Origin of the sequence: Phenylobacterium sp., assembly GCF_030698145.1 — a bacterium.
Taxonomy (GTDB): Bacteria; Pseudomonadota; Alphaproteobacteria; order Caulobacterales; family Caulobacteraceae; genus Phenylobacterium.
This window is the reverse complement of the sequence record NZ_JAUYNW010000059.1, coordinates 81,926-104,883: the sequence shown is the minus strand read 5'-3', so window position 1 is coordinate 104,883 and position 22,958 is coordinate 81,926. Positions and strand designations below refer to the sequence as shown.

Below are 22,958 nucleotides of genomic sequence, written 5' to 3'. Positions count from 1 at the left end.
CTACGCTTAGCAACCATCGCGTAATCGGATTGGAGGGCCTCATGAAGCTCTGGGGACAGATTTCAGTCGAGCTGAACGTCGAGGATTTCGTCGAGGCCGCCGACCACCAGAAGCGGCTGGAAGACATGCTGCGCGTCGTCCGCGCCGCCTACCCCGAGGCGACCCTGGCCATGCGCGAGCGCCGCCAGCGCAGTCCCACGCCCGTGGTCCGCGCCCGTCCGCCGGGCCTGGGCACCGGTCGCCTGAACGAATACGCCGAAGGCTGAGCCGATGCGGCCGCGCGACTCCCTGCTCGAGGCGCTGTCGCTGTTCAAGACTCTCAATCCGACCATCACGGTCAACGAGATCATCAGCTTCCTCTACACCTGCGAGAACGAGGGCCTGAGCGTCCAGGAGCTGGCCTATGTCAGCCGGATGACCGAGCCGACCGCCTCGCGCAGCATCCGCTCCTTCGGTCCCCCAGGGTCGGAGTGGGCGCGGCCTCCCGCCTGCGGGTTGGTGGAGGCCTTCCTCAATCCCAATGACGGCCGTGGACGGGTGCTGCACCTCACGGCCGAGGGCCGCGCCCTGCGCGCGCGCCTCGACGACATCATCGGCCAGGCCATCGCCATCACACGCTGAACGCGGCTCGATGTCCAACGGACATCGCTTCCGCGTGCCGATGTAATTGCATCTATGAAATCAATATAGTTATAATAATAAAAACGGCAAAATGTTGCAAACTCGCGACAAAGATAAGTATATCGACCGATTCGACTCCGTATTTGTTGACCAAATTTTCCCTTACCGCGTAACTCACCCGTAACCGGACCTAACTGTGTTCGGCAATTTTTGCGGGGTGCGGATGTCGCCTTCGACCTTCTTGGGTCGGGCGGGCCGTTGGAGGATTCAGACTTGAAAATCAAAACCATGCGGGAGCGCTTGCTGGCGTCTTCCATGATCTGTGGCGCGGCCTTTGCGGCCATCGCCACGAGCCCGGCCTACGCCCAGGAGGACGAGGTCGCCGAGGTGGTGGTCACCGGCTCGCGCATCGTCCGCCAGGACTTCGTGGCGTCCAGCCCGATCACCACCGTCACCGGCGAGCAGGCGACGGCCAACGCCGATATCACCCTCGACACCTATCTGAACACCCTGCCGCAGGTGAGCCCGGCCGGCACGACCACCTCCAACAACCCCGGCAACGCCGGCCAGGCCAATGTCGACCTGCGCGGCCTGGGCGCCAACCGAAACCTGGTGCTGGTGGACGGACGCCGTCCGATGATCTCGGCCAACACCGTGACCGTCGACATCAACACCATCCCGCAGGCGATGATCGGCAATATCGAGGTCATCTCCGGCGGCGCGGGCGCGACCTACGGCGCCGACGCCGTGGCCGGCGTCGTGAACCTGAAGCTGAAGGAGAACTTCGAGGGCCTCGACTTCCGCGCGGGCTACACCGACTCCACCGACTACCAGGACGCCAAGGAGTTCCAGTTCTCCGCCGTGCTCGGCGGCAACTTCTCCGACGGCAAGGGCAACGCGATCTTCGGCTTCGACCGCAGCTACCGCGAGCCGGTGACCAAGGGCCAGCGCGCCTTCTCGGCGCTCGCCACCTCCACCACCGGCACGCCGCCGGCCGGGGTGGTTCGCTACAACTCCGGCAACGCCATCCCCCTGTCGGCGGTGCAGGCGCTGTTCGCCACCTATGGCGTCGCGCCGACCGCCGTGGGTAACGGCTCGGGTTCGCTGGGTTTCAACCTGGACGGCACCCTGTTCTACGGCGGGGTGGGCAACAATCCGACGCTGAACGTCCAGAACTTCCGCTATCCGGTCGACGTCAACGTCAACACGCGGTTCTACCCGGACTTCTACAGCTACAACTTCGACGCTCCGAACCTGCTGACCCTGCCGCTTGATCGCTACTCGTTCATGACGAAGCTGAAGTACGAGTTTGACAACGAGGTGGAGGTCTTCGCCCAGTCCGGTTGGACCGAATACACGGCCAACCAGGCCCTGGCCCCGACCCCCGTGCCGACCGTCACCACCGCCGCGGTGGGCACGGCCACCAACCTGCAGGTCGCCTCGTCCCTGGTCACGCCGGGCCAGAGCATCGGCGCCAACCTGGTGGTGCCGGCCACCAACCCGTTCATCCCCAACGATCTGCGCACCCTGCTGAACGCGCGCACCGGGGACGACCCGTTGCTGGTGGGCGCGGGCGCGACCGAGCCCTTCCTGTTCGCCTTCCGGCCGCTGGGCTTCGGCGCGCGGATCTCCCAGTTCCAGAACACCGTCGTCCAGTACATGGCCGGCGTGAAGTTCCCGATCGGCGAGAACTTCAAGGGCGAGGCCTATGTCAGCCAGGGCCGCACGGAGATCGACCGGACCCAGTTTGGCAACATCAACACCCAGCTCCTGACGGACATCCTGGCTCACCCGACCCAGAACCCCGCGGGTTCGGGCGGCGCCTGCCAGAACCAGAACTTCTTCGGTGACCGGCCGCTGGCCAGCGCCTGCCGCGCGATCCTCGAATCGCCGGTCACCAGGCGCGAGCAGTACGAGCAGACCATCGGCCAGTTCTTCATCAGCGGCGACCTGTTCGAACTGCCCGCCGGCGCGGTCCCGATCGTGCTGGGCGCCGAGCACCGCGGCCTGGAATACAACCTGCGCTTCCTGTCCAACCCGGGCCCGTTCTCGGGCTTCACCGTCGGCCTTCCGGAAGCGGGCAGCAGCGCCTTCAACGACCTGTTCGCCGAAACCCTGATCCCGATCGTCAAGGACATGCCTTTCGTCGAGAGCCTCGAGGTCGGCCTGGGCTTCCGCTATTCCTGGGCTCAGTTCGAAGACCTGCTGACCGGCCGGCGCAGCGACTCGCGCGGTTCGGCCACCTACAAGGCCGAGCTGAACTGGAAGGCCAACGACTGGGCCCGGATCCGCGCCTCCTATCAGCGCGCCGTCCGTGAGCCGAACTTCCAGGAACTGTTCGTCGGCACCGCCTCGGCGCCGCAGATCTTCGATCCCTGCTCGGCCTTCACCAAAGCGTGGCAGGCCTCGGGGACGGGGCCCGGCACCCTGCGCGCCCTCTGCGCGGCCCAGGGCGTTCCGGCCACTGGCGCGACCACGGCGCCGGGCTCGCAGGCCAATATCAACCTGTCGGGCAGCCTCGACCTCGATCCGGAGAAGGCCGACACCTACACCGTCGGCATCGCGCTCTCCTCGCCCTGGGAGAGCCAGTGGCTGAGCCGCCTGCGCGGCACGGTCGACTACTACAACATCGAGATCGCCGACCCGATCATCGTGTTCGACACCAACACCGCGATCTCGTCGTGCTTCAACTATAATGGCGCCAACCCGACCTATTCGAACACCAACCTCTACTGCGCCGGCATCGCGCGGACCGGCGGCAACCTTACAAACTCGACGATCCGCAATCCGCAGCTGCCCGGCAACAGCCCGTGGCCGTTCGAGAACGGCGGGATCATCAAGACCTCCGGCCTCGATTTCCAGCTCGACTACGGGTTCGACTGGGAACGGCTGGGCGCCCCGCAATGGATGGGTTCGATGCAGGCCAACCTGCTGGTGACCCACGTCCTCGAGTACAAGCAGGCCGACCGGACGGGCCTGACCCCTGTCGACTACACCGGCACCATCTCGTATTTCGGAGCCGGCCTGGGTACGAGCTTCCCGGAGTGGAAGGCGACCCTCAATACCCGCTGGGACCTCGGCCAGATCGGGTTGATGGGCTACGAGACCGATGCGGTCAGCCTCGGCGCCCGGGTCCGCTACATCGACGCGATGGAGAACCGCCAGTTCCGGCAGTACACGGGGGAGACCTTCCTCGGCGCCGCCGGCGTCGCCGCCAACGTCCCGGCGACCTACTACATCGATGTCGACGCCACCTGGGGCGTCACCGACAACGTCGAGATCAAGCTGGGCGTGAACAACGTGGCCGACCAGCAGCCGCGCCTCTACGCCCCGAACGTCCAGTCCGGCACCGACCCGTCCACCTATGACGTGATCGGCCGCCGCGCCTTCGGGCAGATCAAACTCCGCTTCTAACGCGCGGAGACATCACGGGAGGGGCGGCGAAGTCATTCGCCGCCCTTTTCGCGTGTGCAGATCATTACAGAAAAGAAAGGAACGATGTCACGAATGTAACAGAACACCCAAAGAGAGGACGCGTATCGCGATACGTTACATGAGTAACCGTCGAAACATTTCGAGAAATTAATTGGCGAAGAAGCGGCGAACCGGGTCACCTATCAGCGTTCAGGGAGCGCGTAGACATGACCATGACAATCGCCTTGGCGACGATGCCGACGACGGTCATGGGGCGGAGCCCTGGATGACTCCGCACCTTGATAGGTTGGATCTTCAGATCCTGTCGGAGCTCCAGGACTCCAACCAGATGACGGCGCACGACCTGGCCGACCGGGTGCCTCTGTCGGCCTCGGCGATCCAGCGGCGCATCCGCAACTACCGCAACAGCGGCGTGATCACCGCCGACGTCTCGGTGGTGAACCCCAAGGTGGCCGGCGAGCAGCTCTCCGTGGTGCTGCTCATCCAGCTCGCCCAGCAACGCCCGCAGTCGGTGGCGGAGTTCCGCGCCTTCCTTGGCAAGTCGCCCCACGTCCAGGTGATCATGGAGATCGCCGGGACCTACGAGCTGATGTGCATCGGCATGTTCGACGGCATCGAGAGCTTCAACGCCTTCGCCGACGCCCATATCGGCGACCATCCGTCGGTCAGCCGCTACGAGACCATCTTCGTGCGTCGCCGGGTGAAGTTCGGCACCAAGATCCCGCTCTAACACCCGGTCACACCGGCGCCTGTTTTCCAGGCGCCTATGTGATGCTTTCGTGCTCAATGCAGAAACGGGTTGCTTGCGCCCTGTCGCTGACCGCCGGGTGGGCGTGCATGAAGGTTATCATCATCGATCCGGACGAGGCGCGGGCCGCCCTGGTCGCCGAAGGGCTGGCGGACGTGCGCCCGCTCGAGGTGCGCCGCGCGTCCAGCTTCGAGGCCATCGAGGGCGAGCTTCCGTCCTTCGCCCCGGACGTGATCGTCATCGCCTGCGACAGCCCCGACCGCGACACCCTGGAAAGCCTGCGTGAAGCGACCTCCGACAATCCGCGCCCGGTGGTGATGTTCGTCGACCGCTCCTCGCCGGGCCTGGCGGAGGCGGCGGTGGAGGCGGGGGTGGCGGCCTATGTGGTCGACGGACTGTCGGCCGGGCGGGTGCGCTCGGTGCTGGAGGTGGCCATGAGCCGCTTCGAGCTGATGCAGAAGCTGCGCGCCGACCTCGACAAGGCCAAGTCCGACCTCGCCTCGCGCAAGTCCGTGGAGCGCGCCAAGGGCCTGCTGATGAAGGAGCGCGGCATCGACGAGGACCAGGCCTATGCGCTGCTGCGCAAGCTCGCCATGGACACCGGCCGGTCGATCGGGGCCGTGGCCACCGACCTGCTCACCTTCGCGGGCGTCTTGAAGGGGGACCGATCATGAGCCTGGAGCGGACGCAGCTTCGGCTGGGCTTCATCGCGCTGAACGACTGCGCGCCGCTGGTGGTGGCTCGCGAGAAGGGGTTCTTCGAGGCCGAGGGCTTGTCGGTCGACCTGTCGCGTGAGGCGTCCTGGGCCAATATCCGCGACAAGGTGGCGATGGGAGCCCTGGACGGCGCCCACATGCTGGCGCCCATGCCTCTGGCCGTGCGGCTCGGGGTCTGCGGCGAGCCGGCGCGGATGATCGCCCCCATGTCGCTAAATCTGAACGGCAGCGCGATCACGGTCTCGACGGCCCTGGCCGATGCGATGCGCATAGCCGATGCGCAGGGCATGACCGTCCGGCCCCGCACCGCCCGGCCACTGACCAAGGTCGTCGCCGAGCGCAAGGCGCAGGGCCTGCCCTTGTTGACCTTCGCCGTGGTGTTCCCGTTCTCGGTGCACAATTACGAACTGCGCTACTGGTTGGCGGAAGCCGGCCTCGATCCGGACCGGGACCTGCGCATCGTCGTGACCCCGCCCGCGCGCATGGCCGCGCGCCTGGCCGCCGGCGACATCGACGGCTTCTGCGTCGGCGCCCCCTGGAACGCCCTGGCCGTCGCCGACGGCTATGGCGAGATCATGGTCTATGCCGCCGAGCTGTGGGGCGTGGGCCCCGACAAGGTGTTCGGCCTGACAGAGGGGTTCGCCGAGCGCCACCCGCTGACCGTGAGCGCGACCCTGCGCGCCCTGATCCGCGCCGCGGCCTGGTCCGACGAACCGGGCAACCGGGCCGAGTTGGCCGCCATCCTGGCTCATAGCCGCTATGTGGACGCACCGGAGGAGGTGATCGCCCGCTCGCTGACCGGTGCGCCGCCCTACGCCCTGGGCGAGCCTGGGCCCGACCATCAGGACTACATCATCTACCACCGCTACGCCGCGAGCTTTCCGTGGCGCAGCCATGCGGTCTGGTTCATGACCCAGATGCTGCGCTGGGGTCAGATCGGTCCGGAGGCCGACATCGCCGGGACGGCGGAGGCGGTCTATCGCCCCGACCTGTTCCGCGCCGCCGCCGCCGAGCTGGGGGCGCCCGCGCCGCTGGTGGACGAGAAGGTCGAGGGCCTGCACGCCTCGCCCTGGACCCTGGACGAGGCCACAGCGCCGATCCCCATGGCGCCGGACCTGTTTTTCGACGGCGGTCGGTTCGACGCCGCCCAGCCCGAGCGCTACGCGGCTGGCTTCGCCATCGGCCGAATGCGCTCCTGAGTCGGTCAGCCGACGCCCAATCCTTGTGCGCTGCACTGCACAATGGCGCCCATCCTTGATGCAAAACACGTCTGGACGATGAGGGAACGGCAATATTCGCCATTTCGCAGTTGCGAGGGTGCGGCGCCCGTGGCGGCCTGATCACGACATCGCGGGACAATGGCGTCCCGCAGCAGGTCCGAAAGGACCGCCGATACCGCACGGTTTCGGACTGGAAGGACAACGACGTCCGCGCGGGGCTCCCACCCCGGCGGACGTCTTTTTTTTGGCCTCGGGGGATAGGGCGATGAACATGAGGAACGGTGTCCTGGCGCCTGCGGTGATCGCCGCGGCGCTGGTTACAGCAACAGGGGCGGCGGCCCAGGCCCCGCCCACGGCGGCGGTCGAGGAGGCCCCGGCCGTCGCGGCCGAAGAGCCGACCGAGGCCGTCGTGGAGCCCGAGCCCGAACCGGCGCCGGAACCGCCTCCGCCTCCGCCTCCGCCTGCGCCGCCGACCATCAGCGAAGCCATCGCGGGCGGCAAGCTGCTCCTGGAGGCTAGGCTCCGCTATGAGGGCGTCGACCAGACCCGGACAGCGACCCTGCGCGACGAAGGCGAGGCCCTGACCCTGCGCACCCGGCTCGGCTGGGAGACCGCCGATTGGAACGGCCTGCGGGGCCTGGTGGAGTTCGAGGATGTCCGCCAGGTCGGCTCGGAGCGGTTCGCGGTCAATGTGCCTGGCGCGGCGACGCCGCCGTTGAACGGCGCCGACAAGGCGCGCTTCCCGATCATCAACGATCCGGACGTCACCGAGCTCAACCGCCTGCAGCTCACCTGGACCCCCAGCGCCGCGGCCATCTTCACCCTAGGCCGCCAGCGGATCCTGATCGACGACCAGCGCTTCGTCGGCAATGTCGGCTGGCGCCAGGACGAACAGACCTTCGACGCGGTGCGCGCCGACCTGGCGCTGGGCCGTTTCAAGGCGACCTATGCCTATGTGACCCATATCAACCGCATCCTTGGCGAGTTGCGCGACTGGGATAGCGACAGCCACCTGCTGAACGCCACCTGGTCGCCGGCCGAGGCCCTGCGCCTCCAGGGCTTCGTCTACGCCCTCGACTTCCAGAACTCGGCGCCGAACTCCTCGGTGACCAAGGGGGTCAAGGCTTCGGGCAAGACCTGGGTCGGCCTGTTCCAGGTGGCCTACAACGCCACCTACGCGACCCAGAGCGACTACAACGGCAACACCGCGGCCTACGATCTCGACTATGTGGGCGCCGATGTCGCGGGGACCTTCGACATCTACACGGCCAAGCTCTCCTGGGAGTCGCTGGAGGGGAACGGAACCCGCGGCTTCACCACGCCGCTGGCCACCGTCCACGCCTTCCAGGGCTGGTCGGACGCCTTCGTCCAGCCGCTGGGCGGGAACAAGGGCTTCGTCGACGGGATCGAGGACCTGAACGTCAGCCTCAACGTCAAGCCGCGGTTCCGGCGGACCTACCTCTTCAACACCGACATCATCGTCCGCTACCACGACTTCGACGCCCAGCGGACGGGCGCGGATCTCGGCCGGGAATGGAACGTCCAGGTCCAGGCGGCGGTCACGCCCAAGCTCTCGGTGGCGCTGAAATACGCCGACTTCAAGCGCGAGGCCTTCGTCCCCGTGGGCGGGGCTGCCCCTCCGCCCTCCCGCACCAAGGTGTGGTTCACCCTCGAATACAAGCTGTGACGGATTCCATGACCGACAAGAACCTGACCCGCCGTGGGGCCCTGACCGCCGCGGCCGCCACCCTCCTCGCCGCCAAGACCGCGTTCCCGTCAGGAGCCCACGCCGCCGGCGCGGGTCCCGAGGTCGCCAAAGCCAGGCTGGGCTTCATCGCCCTGACCGACGCCTCGCCCCTGATCATCGCCAAGGAGCGGGGCCTGTTCGCCAAGTACGGCATGCCCGACGTCGAGGTGCTGAAGCAGGCCTCTTGGGGCGGCACTAGGGACAACCTAGTCCTGGGCTCCGGGGGCGGCGGCATCGACGGCGCGCACATCCTGTCGCCCATGCCCTACCAGTTCACGACCGGCGTCGCGACAGGCGGCCGGCCCCTGCCGATGAACATCCTGGCGCGGCTAAACACCAACGGCCAGGGGATCTCGGTCGGCAACGACCTGAAGGCGGTGAAGGTGGGCCTCAACAGCGCCGGCGCCAAGGCCAAGTTCGCCCAGATGAAGGCGGCTGGCAACATCGCCAAGGTCGCGATGACCTTCCGGGGCGGGACCCACGACCTGTGGCTCCGCTATTGGCTGGCGGCGGGCGGCATCAATCCCGAGACCGAGGTCTCGACCATCGTGATCCCGCCGCCGCAGATGGTGGCCAATATGAAGGCCGGCACCCAGGACGCCTTCTGCGTGGGCGAACCCTGGAACGGCCAGCTCGTGAACCAGAAGGTCGGCTACACCGCCTGCCTGACCTCCGAGATTTGGATGAACCACCCGGAGAAGGCGCTGGGGATGCGGGCCGACTGGGTGGCGAAGTATCCGCGCGCGGCCTTGGCGCTGACCATGGCCGTCATGGAGGCCCAGATGTGGTGCGACAAGGCGGCCAACAAGGCGGCCATGTGCTCCATCGTCTCGGGCCGCCAGTACATCAACGTGCCGATGGGCGACATCCTGCCGAGGCTGCAGGGAACTATCAACTACGGCGACGGCCGCTCGGTGAAGGGCTCAAGCCACTTCATGAAGTTCTGGGCCGACAACGCCTCCTTCCCGTTCAAATCGCACGACCTCTGGTTCGTGACCGAGAACCAGCGCTGGGGCGTCATACCCAAGAACACCAACGCCGCGGCCCTGGTGGCGAAGGTTAACCGCGCCGACATCTGGCGGGCGGCGGCCAAGTCGCTCGGGGCCGCGGCGCCGGCTTCCGACAGCCGCGGCATCGAGCGGTTCTTCGACGGCAAGGTCTTCGATCCTGCGAACCCGGCCGCCTACCTGGCCAGCCAGCCGATCAAGAAGCTGGTCTGACCCCTTCCATGGCTAGGAGCTTCCCATGAGCCTGCCCGCGCAAAAGTTCGAGATCGCCGGCGAAGTCGAGCCGCCGGCGAGCCTCGCGCCCGCGATGATCACCCGGCTCCCCACGCCGGGACCGTCGCGGGCGACCCGCGCCCTGAGCGCCGCCAAGGCGGTCGCGGCGGGGGTCCTGCCGCCGGTCGTCATGCTGCTGATCCTGCTCGGCCTCTGGCAGTTCCTGGCCGGGGACGGCGCCGGCCTGCCGGCGCCCAGCATGATCTGGCTGGAATCCAAGGATCTGATCCTCGACCCCTTCTTCGACAATGGCGGGGTCGACAAGGGCCTGTTCTGGCACGTCTTCACCAGCCTCAGCCGGGTGGGGGTGGGCTTCGGCCTGGCCGCCGTGGTCGGCATCGCGCTGGGCGTTCTGGTGGGGGCCAATGTGTGGGCCCATCGCGGACTCGACCCGCTGTTCCAGGTGCTGCGCACCGTGCCGCCCCTGGCCTGGCTGCCGATCTCGCTGGCCGCGTTCCGCGAAGCTCAGCCCTCGGCGCTGTTCGTGATCTTCATCACCTCGATCTGGCCGATCATCATCAATACCGCGGTCGGGGTGCGGAACATCCCGACCGACTATGTGAATGTCAGCCGGACGCTCAGCCTCTCGCCGCTGGAGCACTTCTGGAAGATCCTGCTGCCGGCCACCACGCCCTACATCTTCACGGGCCTGCGCATCGGGGTCGGCATGAGCTGGCTGGCCATCGTCGCCTCCGAGATGCTGCTTGGCGGGGTCGGCGTCGGCTTCTTCATCTGGGACCAGTACAACTCGTCTCGCATCTCCGACATCGTCGTCGCCCTGATCTGGGTCGGCCTGGTGGGCTTCGCGCTGGACCGCGCCGTGGCCCTGCTGGGACGCATCGTCAGCCGCGGCTCGGCGCTCTCCTAGAAGGAACAGGACATGCCCAAGGCCTTCCTCTCCATCGAGGCGCTCGGCGTCTCATTCCCCGGCCGCACCGGCGCCAACGAGGTGCTGCGCGATGTGAACCTGCAGATCGACGAGGGCGAGTTCGTCTCGATCATCGGCCACTCCGGCTGCGGGAAGTCGACCTTGCTGAACGTGGTGGCCGGTCTCGTGCCCATCACCACCGGAGCGGTGATCCTCGACCACTCGGCGGTTGAGGCGCCGGGTCCCGACCGGGCGGTGGTGTTCCAGAACCACTCTCTGCTGCCATGGCTTTCGGTCTACGAGAACGTCCGGCTGGCGGTGGACAAGGTGTTCCGCGGCAAGAAGAACGGCCGCGAGCGGCACGCCTGGGCGATGGAGAACCTGGCGCTCGTCCAGATGACCCACGCTGCCGACAAGCGCCCCTCGGAGATTTCCGGCGGCATGAAGCAGCGGGTCGGCATCGCCCGGGCGCTGGCCATCCAGCCCAAGGTGCTGCTGCTGGACGAGCCCTTCGGCGCCCTGGACGCGCTCACCCGTGCCCACCTGCAGGACAGCGTCATGGAGATCCATGCCAAGCTGAAGAACACGGTGCTGATGATCACCCACGACGTCGATGAGGCGGCCCTGCTGTCGGACCGCATCGTGATGATGACCAACGGCCCGGCTGCGACGATCGGCGAGGTGCTGAGCGTGGGCTTGGCAAGGCCGCGCCAGCGGCTGGAGCTGGCCACCGACCTCGATTACCTGCGCGCCCGCAAGTCGGTGCTGGAGTTCCTCTACGCCCGCCACGCAGTGGCAGCCTAGGGTCTGGCGAGGGAGATCAGCAGCAGCACCAGCAGAACAAGGGCGGCGACCTGCCAGAAGCGCAGCGGGTCGCGGTCGTAGAGCGAGGGGCGCGTCCGGCGGGCCGGCGCGCCCCTTATCGCGCCGTTCTCCAGCTCGAAGGCCAGTTCGAACCCGTCCTGGAACCGCTCAGCCGGATCGACCGCCACGGCGCGGGCCAGCACCGTCTCCACCCAGGCCGGAAGGTCGGGCCGCCAGGCCGAGAGCGGGGTCGGCCGGCGATGGCGCGGGGTCGTGAAGGGTTCGATCTCGCCGTAGGGATACCGGCCGGCCGAGAACATCGCATAGAGCGTCACGCCCAGCGCGAAGATGTCGGACCGTTCGTCGCCGCCGACGCCGGCGAACAGCTCCGGCGCCATGTAGCTCGGCGTGCCGGGGATGTCCGGGGGCGGGGAGGCCTCCAGGTTCGGCAGGCGCGCCACCCCCAGGTCGATCAGTTTCAGGCCGCCGCCCGGCTCCAGGATCACGTTCTCGGGCTTGATGTCGCGATGGATGACGCCGGCCCGATGAAGCGAGGCGATGGCCTTGGTCAGCTTGATTGCGATGTCGAGGCCCTGGTCGAGGCTGACCGGCGGAGACCGCGACAGCCGCCGCTCAAGGGTTTCGCCCGCGTAGAACGGCTGGACGAGGTAGAGGCTGGTGCGCCGGCCCAGGGGCAGGTCGAGCACGGCGCCGACGAAGGGGTTCTGCACCCGGCTCGCCACCCAGGACTCGCGCAGGAAGGCCGCCCGGGCCGAGGCCTCGGCTCCCAGCGCCTGGGGCTTGGGAAACTTGACCAGGACGGTGGCGGCGGTCTCGCTGTCCAAGGCCCGGAACACGCGGCTGTAGCGGCCGTCGGCCACCAGGGCCTGAAGCTCGAACCCATCGACCCGCTCGCCGACTGCGGGCGGCGCGCGCATGGGCAGGGCCTCGACCTCCTGGGTCAGGCCCGCCACGTCGGCGGCCGGCAGTTCCAGGACGTCCACCACCAGGGCGGTGACATTGTCATCGGATCCGGCCTCCAGCGCGGCCTGCACCAGGCGCCGGGCGGTCTCGTCAGGGCCGGCGCGCTCGGCCAACAGCTCCTCGATCCGGCGGTCGGGCAGGACCCCGTGGACCCCGTCGCTGACGAGCAGCAGCCGGTCGTGCGGCGCCAGATCCTCGCTGGCGTAGTCGATGCGCAGGCTTTCCTGGAGGCCGACGGCGCGGGTCAGGACATTGGTCGTGCCCTCCAGCCGATGATCGGCCGTGAGCCGCGCCATCCGTCCGTCGCGCAGCCGGTAGAGCCGGGTGTCGCCCACGTGCAGCACATGCAGCCGCCGCCCGCGCAGGATCGCCGCCGTCAGTGTGCAGCCCATGCCAGCCAGATTGGCGTCGGTTCGTCCCTGCGCGTGGACCCAACGGTTGATGCAGTCGACGGCGTGGGCGGCGGTGCGCCGGACGCTGCGGGTCTCGCTGGCCCCGAGATAGCCGTCCAGCATGGCGCGGACGCTGAGCTCGGCCGCCACTCGCCCGCCCTTCGCCCCGCCCATTCCGTCGGCGATGGCGCAGGCGACGCCGGTCATCCGCCCCGGCGGCTCCAGCACCGCAGCGGCGAAATCCTCATTGCGCTCACGCCGGCCGGTCTCGCTAGCGAGGCCGGTCAGGACGCGCAGGCTGGTCGCGTGGGTTTCCATCCCTGTCGCTGAGCCGTCATCGCAAGGCGGCTGTCCAGCCCCGGCGCCCATTTTTGTGCAAGTGCGAAGGTATGGCGCCGCATCTTTGCGCAAATCCGCATCGAATCTCCGGCCAAGCTAGGGGAAGGCGCCACAGGAGCGGGCGCCGGGGCGTAGATGGCGCCTATTCGGCGAGCCGTTTCGCCCACGCCAACGGCGGCGTGGGTCTCCAGGACGCTCTGGACGATCCGCCAACACCGCAACCCAGCGCCGCCTCCCCGGCGCGAGATCCAGAGCGTGCGATGATCGGCAAGGACTTCTTGAAGGCGGGCCACACGCCCACCCTGGCCTCGGCCTTCTTCTATTTCGACATGAGCTTCATGGTCTGGGTCCTGTTGGGCTCGCTGGGCGTGCAGATCGCCAAGGACCTGGACCTCAACGCCGCCGAGAAGGGCCTGATGGTCGCCCTGCCGGTGCTGGCCGGAGCGGTGCTGCGCATCGTCAACGGCGTGCTGGTGGACCGCATCGGCCCAAAGTTGGCGGGCACCCTGTGCCAGATCGTCGTCATCGCTGGACTGCTGATCGCCTGGATGCTCAAGGTCGACACCTATGCCGGGGTCCTGGCGGTCGGCCTGGTCCTGGGCGTGGCGGGCTCGTCCTTCGCCATCGCCCTGCCGCTGGCTTCGCGCTGGTATCCGCCGCAGTACCAGGGCGTGGCCCTGGGCATCGCCGGGGCCGGCAATTCGGGGACGGTCTTCGCCTCCCTGTTCGCTCCGGGCCTGGCCAATCTGGTCGGCTGGCAGAACGTGCTCGGCCTGGCGACCATCCCGCTGATCGTCGCCTTCCTGGTCTATCTGGTGTTCGCCAAGGACAGCCCTGACCAGCCCGCGCCCAAGCCGCTCTCCGAGTACCTGTCGGTGCTGAAGATCGGCGACGCCTGGTGGTTCATGCTGTTCTACGGCGTGACGTTCGGCGGCTTCGTGGGCCTCTCCTCGTCCCTGACCATCTACTTCAACACCCAATACGGCCTGGCGCCGGTGATGGCGGGCTTCTTCACGGCGGCCTGCGTGTTCGCCGGCTCCATGGTGCGGCCGATCGGCGGCGCCCTGGCCGACCGCATCGGCGGCATCCGGACCCTCTCGATCATGTACGTGGTCGCTGCCGCGGCCCTGACGGTCATGAGCTTCGGCCTGGCCGATGTGCGCATGACCTTGGGCGTGGTGATCTTCGGCATGGCGGCGCTCGGCATGGGCAACGGCGCGGTGTTCCAGCTCGTCCCGCAGCGGTTCCGCAACGAGATCGGGGTGATGACCGGCCTGGTCGGCATGACTGGCGGCATCGGCGGCTTCTACCTGGCCTCCAGCCTGGGCCTGGCCAAGCAACTCACCGGCTCCTACCAGGCGGGCTTCCTCGGCTTCGCGGCCCTGGCCGTCGTCGCCCTGGTGGGCCTGACCACCGTCAAGAAGCAGTGGCGCACCACCTGGGGCGCGGCCTCGGCCACCGTGGCGCGGGTCTGAGGGCGCCCAGCTCTTAGGCGCCGGCCGCCTGAGGCGCCCAATTATCCAGCGGATGGCCGCCGTACACCCGACCCGGCCTCTCCTCATGCCGCATCGCAGCAATCCTTGCGGTACAACGGAGAGGCGCGAAACAACGAGGTTTCGCCACCCGGCTCTTGCGAGCCGAGGCCCGGTCGGGCCAGTCCGGGCAAAGGCGTCCATCCGAACAGTTTGTCGCTCCGCGCATCGTGGAGCCCAAGACGGAGAGGGCGATGTCCCAGCCTAAGCAACGTCTGGTCGTTATCGGCAACGGGATGGCCGGGTGCCGCGCCATCGAAGAGGTGCTGAAGCGCGATCCGACGCGCTACGACATCACCGTCTTCGGCGCCGAGCCCCGGGTGAACTACAACCGCATCATGCTCTCGCCGGTCCTGGCTGGGGAGAAGACCTTCGACGAGATCGTCATCAACGATCTGGCCTGGTACGCCGACAACGCCATCACCCTGCATTCCGGCCGCAAGGTCACCAGCATCGACCCAACCGCCAAGGTCGTCGAGGCCGAGGGCGGGCTGAGCGTCGCCTATGACCGGCTGATCCTGGCCTGCGGTTCCGATCCGGTCCGCTTGCCCCTGCCGGGCGCGGACCTGCAAGGCGTCGTCACCTTCCGCGACCTGGACGACGTGGAGGCCATGGTCGCCGCCGCCGAGAAGGGCGGCCGCGCCATCGTCATCGGCGGCGGCCTGCTGGGCCTGGAGGCCGCCTATGGCCTGGTCCGCCGCGGCATGGCCGCGACCGTCATCCACCTGATGGATGTGCTGATGGAGCGCCAGCTCGACGAATCGGCGAGCTTCCTGCTGCGCGAAGCCCTGGCCGAGCGCGGCGTCGAGACGGTGCTGGGCGCCCATTCCGAAGCGATCCTGGAGAAGGACGGCCGGGTCGCCGGCCTGAAACTGAAGGACGGTACGGTCATCCCCGGCGACATCCTGGTCATGGCGGTCGGCATTCGGCCGGCTACGGGCCTGGCCGCCGCCGCCGGGATCACCTGCGGCCGGGGCGTGGTGGTCGACGACCAGATGCGCACCTCCGATCCCGCCATCTTCGCCATCGGCGAGTGCGCCGAGCATCGCGGGGTCGCCTATGGCCTGGTGGCGCCCATCTGGGACATGTGCCGCACGCTGGGCGAGGTGCTGACGGGATCGGACGCGACCTATGAGGGCTCGCTGCTGCAGACCCGGCTGAAGGTCTCCGGCGTCGACGTGTTCTCGGCCGGCAAGTTTGGCGGCGGGGAGGGCTGCGAGGACGTGGTGTTCCGCGACGCCGGGCGAGGCGTCTACAAGCGCGTGGTCATCGAGGACGGCAAGGTGGCCGGGGCGGTGCTGTTCGGCGACGCCGCCGACGGCGGCTGGTACTTCGACCTGATGCGCAGCGGGGCCGATGTGGCCGATGTGCGCGACACCCTGATCTTCGGCCAGGCGATCACGGAGGCCCTTCGGGGGGTGGACCCTAGGTCGGCCGTTGCGGCGATGCCGGACTCGCAAGAGGTCTGCGGCTGCAACGGCGTCTGCAAGGGCGCGATCACCGGCGCCATCGCCGAGCTGAGCCTCACCACCCTCGACGGCGTGCGCGCCCACACCAAGGCCTCGGCCTCCTGCGGCTCCTGCACGCCGCTGGTCGAGCAACTGCTGCAGCTCACCCTGGGTGACGGCTTCGAGGCCCAGACGGGTCCCAAGCCGGTCTGCGGCTGCACCCAGCACGGCCACGACGAGGTGCGCAAACGCATCCTGGCCGAGAGCCTGAAGTCCACGCCGGCGGTCATGCAGGCGCTGGAGTGGCATACGCCCGACGGCTGCTCGTCCTGCCGACCGGCGCTCAACTACTACCTGCTCTGCGCCTGGCCTGGCGACTATCGCGACGACAAGCAGAGTCGCTTCATCAACGAGCGGGTCCACGCCAACATCCAGAAGGACGGGACCTATTCCGTCGTGCCGCGCATGTGGGGCGGCGTGACCACCCCCAACGAACTGCGCGCCATCGCCGACGTGGCCGACAAGTTCCAGATCCCCACCGTCAAGGTGACCGGCGGCCAGCGCATCGACCTGCTGGGCGTCAAGAAGGACGACCTGCCCGCCGTCTGGGCCGACCTCAACGCCGCGGGCATGGTCTCCGGCCACGCCTACGCCAAGGGCCTGCGCACGGTGAAGACCTGCGTCGGCTCGGAGTGGTGCCGGTTCGGGACCCAGGACTCCACCGGCCTCGGCGTGCGGCTGGAGAAGTTCATGTGGGGGTCCTGGACCCCGGCCAAGGTCAAGCTCGGCGTCTCCGGCTGCCCGCGCAACTGCGCCGAGGCGACCTGCAAGGACATCGGCGTGATCTGCGTCGACAGCGGCTACGAAATCCACATCGGCGGCGCCGCCGGCCTGCACATCCGCGGCACAGAGATCCTCACCAAGGTCGCCACCGAAGAGGAGGCGATCTGGACCATCTGCGCCGTCACCCAGCTCTACCGTGAGCGTGGCTGGTACCTGGAGCGGATCTACAAGTGGATGGACCGGGTCGGTCTGGCCTCGATCCAGGCCGAGATCGAGGACCCGGAGAACCGCCGCGCCCTCTACGACCGCTTTGCCTATTCGCAGCGCTTTTCCCGCATCGACCCCTGGGCCGAGCGGGTGGCCGGCCGGCATGCCGAAGAGTTCAACCCGCTCAGCCGCCGTCTGGAGTTCGCCCCCGCATGAACGCCCTCGTGAAGGACCCCATGACCTGGACCGACGTCGGCGACGTGACGGACATCCCCCTGCGGGGTGCGCGCCGGGTGCCCAGCGCCAAGGGCGACATCGCCATCTTCCGCACCGGGGACGGGCGGATCTTCGCCCTGATGGACAAGTGCCCCCACAAGGGCGGGCCGCTCAGCCAGGGAATCGTCCACGGCCACGCCGTCGCCTGTCCGCTGCACAATTGGTCGATCGAGCTGGCCACCGGCGAGCCTCTGGGCGCCGACCGCGGCAAGGGCTGCGCGCCGGTGGTGCCGCTGCAGGTGCGCGACGGCCGCATCCTGATCGGGCGCGGTGATGGCTGACGGCGGCCTGCCCAGCCCGGTCAAGACCACCTGCCCCTATTGCGGGGTCGGCTGCGGCGTCGCGGGCCAGGCGGGCGAAGCGCGCGGACTCTCCGTCAAAGGCGACCAGGCTCACCCGGCCAATTTTGGGCGGCTCTGCTCCAAGGGCACGGCGCTGGGCTCGACGGTCCACCTTCAGGGCCGGCTGCTGCACCCGATGATCGGCGATCGCGCGGTCGGCTGGGACGAAGCCACCGCGAGCGTGGCTGACGCCTTCTCGCGGACCATCGCCGAGCACGGACCGGATTCGGTGGCCTTCTATGTCTCGGGCCAGCTGCTGACCGAGGACTACTACGCGGCCAACAAGCTGATGAAGGGCTTCATCGGCTCGGGGAATATCGACACCAATTCACGGCTCTGCATGGCCTCGGCGGTCGCCGCCCATGGCCAGGCCTTCGGCGCCGACCTGGTGCCCGGCTGCTACGAGGACCTCGACCTCGCCGACCTGGTGGTGTTTTCCGGCCACAACGCGGCCTGGACCCATCCGGTGCTGTTCCGCCGCATGGAGCAGGCCCGCGCGCGGGGGCAGCGCTGGATCGTCATCGACCCGCGCCGCACCGACACCGCCGAGGGCGCCGACCTCTTCCTACCGCTCGCGCCCCAGACCGACGTGCGCCTGTGGAACGGCCTGCTGGCCTGGATGGATAGGAATGGTGGGATCGACCGCGCCTATGTCGCGGCCCATCTGAACGGCTTCGGCGACCTGCGCCGCGTGCTCGCCGCCGACGACCAGAGCCTGCAGGCCATCGCCCAGGACTGCGGCCTGACGTCCGATTCCGTGCTCGCCTTCTACGCCGCCTTCGCCGAGACGCAGAAGACGGTGACCCTGTTCAGCATGGGCGCCAACCAGTCGGCCCAGGGTGTCTCCAAGGGCCTGGCGATCCTCAACGCCCACCTGGCCACCGGCAAGATCGGCAAGCCGGGCGCCGCGCCGTTCTCGATCACCGGCCAGCCCAACGCCATGGGCGGGCGCGAAACCGGCGGCATGGCCACGACGCTCGCGGCCCACATGGGTTTCAGCCGGGCCGACCGCGAGCGGGTCGCCGCCTTCTGGAAGACGCCCCAGGTGGCGCCCACGCCGGGCCTCAAGGCCGTCGAGATGTTCGAGGCGGTGCGTGACGGGCGGATCAAGGCGATCTGGATCATGGCCACCAATCCGGTGGTCAGCCTGCCGGCCGCATCGCGGGTGCGTGAGGCTCTGGCGGCCTGTCCCTTCGTCGCCGTCTCCGACGTCATGGCCGACACCGACACCCTCGCGTTCGCCCATGTGAAGCTGCCCGCCCTGGCCTGGGGCGAGAAGGACGGCACGGTCACCAATTCCGAGCGCCGCATCTCGCGCCAGCGGCCGCTGTTCGCCGCCCCCGGCGAGGCCCGCGCCGACTGGCGGATCGTCGCTGACGTGGCCAAGGCCATGGGTTACCGCGAGGGGTTTGGCTGGCGCCGGCCCGCCGACGTGTTCCGCGAATACGCCGCGCTCACCCGCTTCGAGAACGACGGCGCGCGGATCCTCAACCTGGGACCGCTGAGCGAACTTTCGGACGCTGGTTACGAGGGCTTGGAGCCGGTTCAATGGCCGGTCGGTCCTGATGGGGGGACGGCGCGGCTGTTCACGGAGGGCGGCTTCCAGACGCCCGACGGCCGGGCGAACCTCAAGCCCGTCAAACCGCAAGGCCCGGCGCGGCCGGTGGACGCCGACTATCCGCTGGCCCTCAACACCGGCCGGATGCGCGACCACTGGCACACCATGACCCGCACGGGCCTGGCGCCGGAACTGTGCCGCCATTCGCCGGAGCCGATGGTCGAGATCCATCCCGCCGACGCCGCCCGCTTCGGGATCGCCGACGGCGAGCTGGCCCGGATCGAGACCCGCGTCGGCCACGCCGTGGTCACCGCCAAGCTCACCGACCGCCAGCGGCCGGGCGGGATCTTCCTGCCCATGCACTGGACCAACGCCTTCGCCCCGTCCGGCCGCTGCAACCCGCTGGTGGAGCCGTTCGTCGACCCCACCTCGGGCCAGCCGGAGTTCAAGCACACCCCCGCTCGGGTCGGCCCCTATGGCGAGGCCTGGCGCGGCTTCCTGGTGACCCGCGAGCCTCAGTCGCCGCCCGACGGCCTGGACCTGGTCTGGCGCCGCACCCCCTATGATGGCTGCCATGTCCACGAATTCGCGGGGCTCGGCGGTCTCGGGGAGCGCGAGGCAGCCGCCGCGGCCCTGATGCCCGACGGGGAGGGCGAGGCCCTGGCCATGGACGATCCGGCGCGCGGAACCGTGCGCCGCGCCCTCCTGCGCGACGGCCGGCCCGAGCGGGTCCTGGTGGTCACCGAGATGGGCGGCCTGCCGGTGCGCGGCTGGATCGCCGACCGCTTCCTGGACGAGGCCCTGTCGATGACCGACCGCGCCGCTCTGCTGGCCGGCCGCGCCGTCGGGGCCCGCGACGAAGGGGCCATCGTCTGCGCCTGTTTCAAGGTCGGAACCCACAAGCTCACCGCCGCCGTCGCCGGCGGCGCGGGCACCATCGAGGCCCTGGGCGCCGCCACTGGGGCCGGGACCAACTGCGGATCCTGCCGTCCGGAACTCGCTCGCATGCTGCGCACGCAATCCAAGGAGGAGGCCCGTCATGCCGCTTGAAATGGGCAAGGTCCGCCTGGTGGGCGCCGGTCCCGGCACCGTCGACCTGATGACCGTGCGCGCCCTGCGGGCCGTCGAGACCGCCCAGGCGTTGCTATATGACGCCCTCGTCGCCGACGAGATCCTGGCCCTGGCCCCGGCCGGCTGCGTGCGCATCCAGACCGGCAAGCGGGCCGGGAAGACCAGCATGAAGCAGGAGACCATCAATCGGCTGATGCTGCGCCTCGCGCGCCGAGGCCTGAACGTGGTCCGCCTGAAGGGCGGCGATCCCTCGGTGTTCGGGCGCTCGGGCGAGGAGCGCGCCTTCTTGGAGGCCCACGGCGTCGAGGTCGATGTCGTGCCCGGGGTCACCGCCGCCAGCGCCGCGGCGGCCCAGTTCGCCTTCCCGCTGAGCCATCGCGGCGAGGCCCGCCGCATCGCCTTCGCCACAGCCCGGGTACAGGACGGCTCGGTCGTGGAGGGCGGCTGGAGCGGCCTGGCCGACGCCGAGACCACGTTGATCCTCTATATGGCCCGCGACGCAGCCCGTGCCGCCGCCGCCCGCCTGATGGCCGAAGGCCGCGCTCCTGGCACGCCCGCCTTGGCGGTGGAGAACGCCGGACGCGAGGACGCACGCATCCTTTCGACCACCCTGAGCATGTTGGGCGAAGATGTGGAAAACGCGGCGTTTTCGGGTCCTGTCCTGCTGGTGGTCGGCGAGGTCGCCAGCCAGGCCCGCGCCGCCTACGCCCCTAGCCTTCGCGCGGCCTCGGCGAGGTCCTGAGGGGTGTTGATGTTCAGGAAGCCGGCGGCCTCCGCATAGTCGACGAAGCCGCAGTCGTGGTCTTCCAGGAACCCGTGGACCGGCGGATGGTGGCCGTCGGCCAGGGCCGCCTCGAGGTCGCCGATCAGCCCGATGCTCCAGGCGGCGCACAGTGACTGCACCCCGTCCGGCGTCCGCGCCACGGCGCATGAGAGACCGGACGCCGCCGCGATCAGCCGCGCGACCAGATCGTCCGGCAGCAGCGGCGTGTCGCAGGGCAGGGTGATCAACAGGCCTGCGCCCTGAGTCGCCGTCCATCTGAGGCCGGCGAGCACGCCGCCGAGCGGGCCGGGCGCGAGGCCCGGCGGATCATCCAGCACAACGAGGCCCAGCCGCTCCGCCTCGGCCGCGCCGACCCCGCCCGGCCGGACATTGACCGCCACCGCCGTGCATCCCCGCGCCAGCCGCGCGCAGGCTCGCGCCAGCAGCGACTGTCCCGCCAGCAGCGCGACGGCTTTCTCGCCGCCGAACCGCTGCGAGCGCCCGCCGGCGATCACCAGGCCGACCGGAGCGTCTGAACTGCTTCCCATGATCCTGAAGGTCTCAGAGATTGCGCCTCACGGGAAGCACGCCCATTGCCCCGGCCCGCGCGACGCGCTCTTTTGCGCGCTGCAAAATTACAGCGTGCGACGGGAGATACGACATGGCGAACGACAATCAGGAAACGGGCCTACAACTGCGCTCGCTGGTCAAGGCGAGCGGCGAGCTCGAACTGTCGCTGGCGCGGGTCGCCATTCCGGAGCCCGCCGCCGACGAGGTGCTGGTCCGTGTCGAGGCCTCGCCGATCAACCCGTCCGACCTCGGCCTGCTGCTGGGCGCGGCCGACATGTCCACCGCGGCCCTGACGGGAACTCCCGATAACCCGGTGGTCACCGCCAAGATCCCCGAGGCCTACATGCGCGCCATGGCCGCGCGGCTCGACGAGTCGATGCCGGTGGGCAACGAGGGCGCGGGTGTCGTGATCAAGGCTGGGGCCGACGCCCAGCACCTGGTCGGCAAGACCGTGGCCATGCTGGGCGGGGCGATGTACGCCCAGTACCGCTGCCTAAAGGCCGCCGACCTCCTGGTCCTGCCGGAGGGGGCCAGCGCCGCCGACGGCGCCTCCTGCTTCGTCAATCCGCTCACCGCGCTCGGCATGGTCGAGACCATGCGCCGCGAGGGCCACACCGCCCTGGTGCACACGGCCGCAGCCTCCAACCTGGGCCAGATGCTGAACAAACTCTGCCTCGCCGAGGGCGTGGGCCTGGTCAATATCGTCCGCAGCCCCGGGCAGGCGGCGATCCTGCAGGGCGTCGGCGCCAAGCATGTGGTGGATTCCAGCGCGCCCGGCTTCATGGAAGACCTGATCAAGGCCCTGGTGGCCACCGGCGCGACCCTGGCCTTCGACGCCATCGGCGGCGGCAAACTGGCCGGCCAGATCCTCAGCGGCATGGAGGCGGCCGCCAACCAGACCGCCACCAGCTACAGCCGCTACGGCTCGTCGGTGCACAAGCAGGTCTATATCTATGGCGGCCTCGACACCCGGCCCACCGAGCTCAACCGCGGCTTCGGCATGGCCTGGGGCCTGGGCGGCTGGCTCCTGACTCCGTTCCTGATGAAGATCGGCCCGGAGGCGGCCCAGAAGCTGCGCGAGCGTGTCGCCGCCGAGTTGAAGACCACCTTCGCCAGCCACTATTCGCACGAGGTGTCGCTGGCCCAGGCCCTGCAGCCCGACATCATCGCCGCTTACAACCGTCGCGCCACCGGCGAGAAGTACCTGATCAATCCCAGCAAGTAGCCGCCCCCGAGAGGGCGGCCCCCCAGGCTC

The 22,958-nt window shown here is 68.9% G+C and carries 18 protein-coding genes; 16 read left to right on the top strand and 2 right to left on the bottom strand.

All coding sequences use genetic code 11. The features are described from left to right. The first annotated feature begins 41 nt into the window (after positions 1 to 41). The 10 genes from Q8Q77_RS08260 to Q8Q77_RS08215 all read left to right on the top strand — a co-directional run bounded on the left by Q8Q77_RS08260 (position 42) and on the right by Q8Q77_RS08215 (position 11,439). Positions 42 to 266, top strand: coding sequence for a hypothetical protein (locus tag Q8Q77_RS08260; RefSeq protein WP_305582999.1), 225 nt, complete (start codon positions 42 to 44; stop codon positions 264 to 266). A gap of 4 nt (positions 267 to 270) precedes the next feature. Further along, positions 271 to 621, top strand: coding sequence for a hypothetical protein (locus tag Q8Q77_RS08255; protein WP_305582997.1), 351 nt, complete (start codon positions 271 to 273; stop codon positions 619 to 621). Positions 622 to 894: 273 nt separating this feature from the next. Beyond that, entirely contained in the window at positions 895 to 4,035 is a 3,141-nt protein-coding gene (locus Q8Q77_RS08250; protein ID WP_305582995.1) for a TonB-dependent receptor domain-containing protein, read from the top strand. Positions 4,036 to 4,321: 286 nt separating this feature from the next. Then, a complete protein-coding gene (locus tag Q8Q77_RS08245; protein ID WP_305582993.1) occupies positions 4,322 to 4,786 on the top strand; it encodes an Lrp/AsnC family transcriptional regulator in 465 nt (154 codons plus the stop codon). Between the two features lie 107 nt (positions 4,787 to 4,893). Next, positions 4,894 to 5,478 carry an ANTAR domain-containing response regulator gene (locus Q8Q77_RS08240; protein ID WP_305582991.1) on the top strand — a complete coding sequence of 195 codons (585 nt, stop codon included), beginning with the start codon at positions 4,894 to 4,896 and terminating at the stop codon, positions 5,476 to 5,478. Beyond that, positions 5,475 to 6,719, top strand: a complete 1,245-nt coding sequence (locus Q8Q77_RS08235) for a CmpA/NrtA family ABC transporter substrate-binding protein (RefSeq protein ID WP_305582989.1) — start codon at positions 5,475 to 5,477, stop codon at positions 6,717 to 6,719. Before Q8Q77_RS08240 ends, Q8Q77_RS08235 begins: the two co-directional genes overlap by 4 nt. A 286-nt stretch (positions 6,720 to 7,005) precedes the next feature. Next, the gene (locus Q8Q77_RS08230; RefSeq protein WP_371130429.1) at positions 7,006 to 8,427 is read left to right on the top strand and encodes an alginate export family protein; all 1,422 of its coding nucleotides are present in this window, start codon (positions 7,006 to 7,008) and stop codon (positions 8,425 to 8,427) included. 8 nt (positions 8,428 to 8,435) lie between these two features. After that, a complete protein-coding gene (locus Q8Q77_RS08225; protein ID WP_305582987.1) occupies positions 8,436 to 9,707 on the top strand; it encodes a CmpA/NrtA family ABC transporter substrate-binding protein in 1,272 nt (423 codons plus the stop codon). A gap of 25 nt (positions 9,708 to 9,732) precedes the next feature. Beyond that, positions 9,733 to 10,635, top strand: a complete 903-nt coding sequence (ntrB, locus tag Q8Q77_RS08220) for a nitrate ABC transporter permease (protein ID WP_371130428.1) — start codon at positions 9,733 to 9,735, stop codon at positions 10,633 to 10,635. Positions 10,636 to 10,647: 12 nt separating this feature from the next. Next, positions 10,648 to 11,439, top strand: a complete 792-nt coding sequence (locus tag Q8Q77_RS08215) for an ABC transporter ATP-binding protein (RefSeq protein ID WP_305582985.1) — start codon at positions 10,648 to 10,650, stop codon at positions 11,437 to 11,439. Here the strand turns inward: Q8Q77_RS08215 and Q8Q77_RS08210 are convergent. Further along, positions 11,436 to 13,133: a bifunctional protein-serine/threonine kinase/phosphatase gene (locus Q8Q77_RS08210; protein WP_305582983.1), complete on the bottom strand. Its 1,698-nt coding sequence runs from the start codon at positions 13,131 to 13,133 to the stop codon at positions 11,436 to 11,438. The two genes, Q8Q77_RS08215 and Q8Q77_RS08210, sit on opposite strands and share 4 nt — an antisense overlap. A 281-nt stretch (positions 13,134 to 13,414) precedes the next feature. Between Q8Q77_RS08210 and Q8Q77_RS08205 the strand changes: the two genes are divergently transcribed. The 5 genes from Q8Q77_RS08205 to cobA all read left to right on the top strand — a co-directional run bounded on the left by Q8Q77_RS08205 (position 13,415) and on the right by cobA (position 21,112). After that, positions 13,415 to 14,629, top strand: coding sequence for a NarK/NasA family nitrate transporter (locus Q8Q77_RS08205; RefSeq protein ID WP_305582981.1), 1,215 nt, complete (start codon positions 13,415 to 13,417; stop codon positions 14,627 to 14,629). A 251-nt stretch (positions 14,630 to 14,880) separates the two neighbouring features. Next, on the top strand, positions 14,881 to 17,340 hold the full coding sequence (nirB, locus tag Q8Q77_RS08200) for a nitrite reductase large subunit NirB (RefSeq protein WP_305582979.1): 2,460 nt from the start codon (positions 14,881 to 14,883) through the stop codon (positions 17,338 to 17,340). After that, the gene (gene nirD, locus Q8Q77_RS08195; protein ID WP_305582977.1) at positions 17,337 to 17,681 is read left to right on the top strand and encodes a nitrite reductase small subunit NirD; all 345 of its coding nucleotides are present in this window, start codon (positions 17,337 to 17,339) and stop codon (positions 17,679 to 17,681) included. Before nirB ends, nirD begins: the two co-directional genes overlap by 4 nt. Further along, on the top strand, positions 17,674 to 20,349 hold the full coding sequence (locus Q8Q77_RS08190) for a nitrate reductase (protein ID WP_305582975.1): 2,676 nt from the start codon (positions 17,674 to 17,676) through the stop codon (positions 20,347 to 20,349). Before nirD ends, Q8Q77_RS08190 begins: the two co-directional genes overlap by 8 nt. After that, the gene (cobA, locus tag Q8Q77_RS08185; protein WP_305582973.1) at positions 20,339 to 21,112 is read left to right on the top strand and encodes a uroporphyrinogen-III C-methyltransferase; all 774 of its coding nucleotides are present in this window, start codon (positions 20,339 to 20,341) and stop codon (positions 21,110 to 21,112) included. Before Q8Q77_RS08190 ends, cobA begins: the two co-directional genes overlap by 11 nt. Here the strand turns inward: cobA and Q8Q77_RS08180 are convergent. Beyond that, on the bottom strand, positions 21,073 to 21,681 hold the full coding sequence (locus tag Q8Q77_RS08180) for a molybdenum cofactor guanylyltransferase (RefSeq protein ID WP_305582971.1): 609 nt from the start codon (positions 21,679 to 21,681) through the stop codon (positions 21,073 to 21,075). The two genes, cobA and Q8Q77_RS08180, sit on opposite strands and share 40 nt — an antisense overlap. A 113-nt stretch (positions 21,682 to 21,794) precedes the next feature. Between Q8Q77_RS08180 and Q8Q77_RS08175 the strand changes: the two genes are divergently transcribed. Then, the gene (locus Q8Q77_RS08175; RefSeq protein WP_305582970.1) at positions 21,795 to 22,928 is read left to right on the top strand and encodes a zinc-binding dehydrogenase; all 1,134 of its coding nucleotides are present in this window, start codon (positions 21,795 to 21,797) and stop codon (positions 22,926 to 22,928) included. Positions 22,929 to 22,958 lie beyond the last annotated feature (30 nt).

What these genes read in the sequence shown, in the direction of transcription:
- Q8Q77_RS08175 (WP_305582970.1), top strand. Translation starts at nt 21,795, where the DNA reads ATGGCGAACGACAATCAGGAAACGGGCCTACAACTGCGCTCGCTGGTC.
- Q8Q77_RS08180 (WP_305582971.1), bottom strand. Translation starts at nt 21,681, where the DNA reads ATGGGAAGCAGTTCAGACGCTCCGGTCGGCCTGGTGATCGCCGGCGGG.
- Q8Q77_RS08210 (WP_305582983.1), bottom strand. Translation starts at nt 13,133, where the DNA reads ATGGAAACCCACGCGACCAGCCTGCGCGTCCTGACCGGCCTCGCTAGC.
- Q8Q77_RS08260 (WP_305582999.1), top strand. Translation starts at nt 42, where the DNA reads ATGAAGCTCTGGGGACAGATTTCAGTCGAGCTGAACGTCGAGGATTTC.
- Q8Q77_RS08205 (WP_305582981.1), top strand. Translation starts at nt 13,415, where the DNA reads ATGATCGGCAAGGACTTCTTGAAGGCGGGCCACACGCCCACCCTGGCC.
- Q8Q77_RS08245 (WP_305582993.1), top strand. Translation starts at nt 4,322, where the DNA reads ATGACTCCGCACCTTGATAGGTTGGATCTTCAGATCCTGTCGGAGCTC.
- cobA (WP_305582973.1), top strand. Translation starts at nt 20,339, where the DNA reads ATGCCGCTTGAAATGGGCAAGGTCCGCCTGGTGGGCGCCGGTCCCGGC.
- ntrB (WP_371130428.1), top strand. Translation starts at nt 9,733, where the DNA reads ATGAGCCTGCCCGCGCAAAAGTTCGAGATCGCCGGCGAAGTCGAGCCG.
- nirD (WP_305582977.1), top strand. Translation starts at nt 17,337, where the DNA reads ATGAACGCCCTCGTGAAGGACCCCATGACCTGGACCGACGTCGGCGAC.
- Q8Q77_RS08190 (WP_305582975.1), top strand. Translation starts at nt 17,674, where the DNA reads ATGGCTGACGGCGGCCTGCCCAGCCCGGTCAAGACCACCTGCCCCTAT.
- Q8Q77_RS08225 (WP_305582987.1), top strand. Translation starts at nt 8,436, where the DNA reads ATGACCGACAAGAACCTGACCCGCCGTGGGGCCCTGACCGCCGCGGCC.
- Q8Q77_RS08235 (WP_305582989.1), top strand. Translation starts at nt 5,475, where the DNA reads ATGAGCCTGGAGCGGACGCAGCTTCGGCTGGGCTTCATCGCGCTGAAC.
- Q8Q77_RS08215 (WP_305582985.1), top strand. Translation starts at nt 10,648, where the DNA reads ATGCCCAAGGCCTTCCTCTCCATCGAGGCGCTCGGCGTCTCATTCCCC.
- Q8Q77_RS08230 (WP_371130429.1), top strand. Translation starts at nt 7,006, where the DNA reads ATGAACATGAGGAACGGTGTCCTGGCGCCTGCGGTGATCGCCGCGGCG.
- nirB (WP_305582979.1), top strand. Translation starts at nt 14,881, where the DNA reads ATGTCCCAGCCTAAGCAACGTCTGGTCGTTATCGGCAACGGGATGGCC.
- Q8Q77_RS08240 (WP_305582991.1), top strand. Translation starts at nt 4,894, where the DNA reads ATGAAGGTTATCATCATCGATCCGGACGAGGCGCGGGCCGCCCTGGTC.
- Q8Q77_RS08255 (WP_305582997.1), top strand. Translation starts at nt 271, where the DNA reads ATGCGGCCGCGCGACTCCCTGCTCGAGGCGCTGTCGCTGTTCAAGACT.